At 77.1% G+C, this 2,878-nt stretch carries 4 protein-coding genes; 3 read left to right on the top strand and 1 reads right to left on the bottom strand.

Annotated features, from left to right (window positions below):
- From MCAG_RS33300 to MCAG_RS02860, 3 genes are all read left to right on the top strand, one after another.
- Positions 1-282 (top strand): hypothetical protein (locus tag MCAG_RS33300; RefSeq protein ID WP_036372067.1); only part of this gene is annotated, 282 nt, incomplete at its 5' end.
- A 393-nt stretch (positions 283-675) separates the two neighbouring features.
- Positions 676-1,290 carry an AMP-binding protein gene (locus tag MCAG_RS30260; RefSeq protein WP_157547817.1) on the top strand — a complete coding sequence of 205 codons (615 nt, stop codon included), beginning with the start codon at positions 676-678 and terminating at the stop codon, positions 1,288-1,290.
- A gap of 3 nt (positions 1,291-1,293) precedes the next feature.
- Positions 1,294-1,809 (top strand): hypothetical protein, encoded by a 516-nt coding sequence (locus MCAG_RS02860; protein WP_157547815.1) that lies wholly within the window; start codon positions 1,294-1,296, stop codon positions 1,807-1,809.
- Between the two features lie 36 nt (positions 1,810-1,845).
- Here MCAG_RS02860 and MCAG_RS02855 read toward each other — a convergent pair.
- Positions 1,846-2,878, bottom strand: a 1,033-nt coding sequence (locus tag MCAG_RS02855; RefSeq protein ID WP_050777835.1) for a glycosyltransferase, incomplete at its 5' end; no start/stop codon positions are given.

Genomic DNA, 2,878 nt, shown 5'->3' with positions numbered 1-2,878 from the left:
CTGGACGCGGCCGGCGTCGACCCGGCCGCCGTCGCCGACGTGCGGCTGTGCGGCGCGACCGTCGCCGTCCAGCAGGCCGCTCGGGCCGAGTTCGCCGCGGCGTTCCCCCGGGCCCGGACGTGGGTCGGCGGGGCGTCCTCGCCGGCGGTCGGCCCGGTGTGCGCCCTCGCCGAGGCGGTCACGCCGCCCGCCACCGCCGAGGCCGAGGGCGAGGACGCCGCGCGTGCCGTGGTGATCGTGGCCGGTCGGCCCGGCGCGTGGGACGTGGTGCTGGCCCGATGAGCGGCGTGCCCACCCTCGCGGACGCGCTCGCCGAGGTGGCGCGAAAGCATCCCCACCGCCCGGCGGTCGTCACCGGCGACCGGAGGCTGACCTACGCCGAGCTGCTGCGGCGGGCGGAACGGCTCGCGCCGGCGCTGGCCGGCCGGGCCGCCACGGTCGCGCGGTGCGCCGCCGACGTGGCCGTGACGGTCGTGGCCGCCACGATCGCGGACGTTGCGCTGCTCGTCGCCGACGCCAGGGCCAGCGACGACGAGCGGAACCGGGCCTGGTCGCTGTTCCGCGCCGACCGGCTCGTCACCTCCGACGGCGAAGCACTCACCGTCGCGGGGCTCGGCGACGGGCCCGTCACCTGCGACGGCGATCGGCTCACCGTCGCGAGGCCCGGCGGCGACGGTGGTCCGGCGTGCTTCCCGCCGGGGCGGGGCGCGGCGGCGACGCTGCCGCCCGGTCCCGCCGGCCTGGGGGCTGTCCACCTCGGGCAGCGAGGGCTGGCCGAAGTGCGTGGAACGGCCCTGGCCGACCGTGACGGCCAACGCGCGGGCCTTCGCCGCCGCGCTGGAGCTGTCCCCCGGCGAGGTCGTCGCCTGCACGACGCCGCCGCACCACAGCTACGCCCTGTGCGGCGGCATCGTCACGACGCTGGCCGCCGGCGGCACGTACGTCGCGCTGGACCGGCAGCCGGGCCCCCGGACGGTGGCCGACGCCGTCGACCGGCACCGGGTGGCGGTGCTGCTGTCGGTCCCGCTGCTGTACCGGTGGTTCTCGGCCGCCGGCCTCACCACCCGGCACCGGCCCCGGCTGTGCGTCTCGGCGGGCGCGCCGCTGCCGCCGGAGGACCGCCACCGGTGGGCGGCGGCGGTGGGCTGGCGCATCGGCGAGCACTACGGCACCTCCGAGCACGGCATGCTGACCCTCGACACCGGGTCGGTCGCCGGCTCGGTCGGCCGGCCGATCGTCGGGGTCACCCTGGTCAGTCGACCCGGCGCCGAGTCTCGGTCGACGTCATGATTGGTGGTGGATTTCCCGCCGCCCCGCCTCCACACCGGCGACGTGGCCCCGGGCGAGCCGGCGACCGGCGACGCGGTTTCCGCCGACGCCACCACGGGCGACGTCACCACCGCCGGCCACCCACCCGGCGGCGACGGCCTCCAGCCGACCGGCGACGTCGGCCGGCTGGACGCCGACGGGCGGCTCTACCTGCTGGGCCGCCGGGGCGGCACGCTCAACGTCGCGGGCAACAAGGTCCCGGCCGCCGAGGTCGAGGACGCGCTCCGGCAGTTCGCGGCCGTCCGGGACTGCGCGGTCGTCGGCGCGCCGGGGCCCGGCGGGGCCCAGGAGGTCGTGGCGTTCGTCGAAACCGTCCGCGAGCTGGACCACCGGGAGCTGTACGCCTTCCTGCACGGGCGGCTGGCCGCGTACAAGGTCCCCGCCCGGGTGGTGGTCGTCGACCGCCTGCCGCGCAACGTCAACGGCAAGCTGCTGCGCTCGGAGCTACTGCGCGGGCTGGCCGCCGGCGCCTGGCGCTGACCCGCGCGGGACGGGTCAGCGCCCGGCCGGGTGCGCTCAGCGAAGCAGTGCCGTGAACGACTCCGCCAGGTCGGCCCCGGCGCGCAGCCGGGTGAGGCTGTCCCGGGCGTAGCCGGCCCGCTTGGCCACCGTGGCGTCGTCGAGCGCCTCCTGGATCGTGGCCGCCAGGTCGGCCGCCGGCACGACCGGGTCGCCGGTGGACCCGGAGTGCCGGTTGACGTACCGGATCTGGCCGTCCGGATAGACCTCGGTGGTCCGCGCCACCAGGCCCGCACCGTGGTCGGCCAGGAACTGCCGCCCGTTGGCCTCCTGTTCGGACATGAACGGCAGGACCACCTGCGGCTTGCCGTGCAGCAGGCCGGCGATCACCGTGGAGTAGCCGCCGTGGTTGACCACCAGGTCCGCCCACGCGATCGGCCCGGAGATGCCGGTGAAGCCGCCCAGTTCCACGTTCGGGTAGCGGCGCAGCCACTCGCGGGCCTGGAACCCGGCCGACAGGAACACCGACAAGTCCGGCCGGTCGCAGGCGGCCAGCACCTCCCGCAGCGCGGTGTCGGCCACCATCCCGCCGCTGCCGATGGAGACGTACACCCGCCGGGTGCCGGCGGCGGCGCGGGGCACGTACGGCGCGCCGGGCGGATCCCAGTACAGCGGGCCGACGTACGTCGGGCCCGACCGGCCCGGCGGGGCCGGCGGCGGCGGCTCCACCTCCGGCGCGCTGGGCACCACCGTCAGGTCCCCCCACAGCAGCTCGGGAACGCTTGCGACCGGGTCGAGCCCGTGCTCGGTCGCGACACTGTTCAGGGTGTCCAGGGCGCTCGGGTGCGGCAGCAGCGCGGTCGGGTCGGCTTTGCTCCACGGCATCCACGCCAGCGGGTCCGGGCTGAGGAAGTCGGTGTCGGCGATCGACACCAGCGGCAGACCCCGCAGTCGGGCGGCGAGCACCGCCGTGGGCTGCATGTCGGTGACCACGATGTCCGGCCGGTACTCGTCGATCGCGGCCAGGTCCCGCCGCAGGTGCTCCGCCAGCACGGACCGGCGGTAGTACCGCGCGGTGACGGCGTAGACC

Origin of the sequence: Micromonospora sp. ATCC 39149 (genome assembly GCF_000158815.1) — a bacterium.
In the GTDB taxonomy this organism is placed as follows: Bacteria; Actinomycetota; Actinomycetes; order Mycobacteriales; family Micromonosporaceae; genus Micromonospora.
This window is presented reverse-complemented; position numbering and strand designations above follow the sequence as displayed.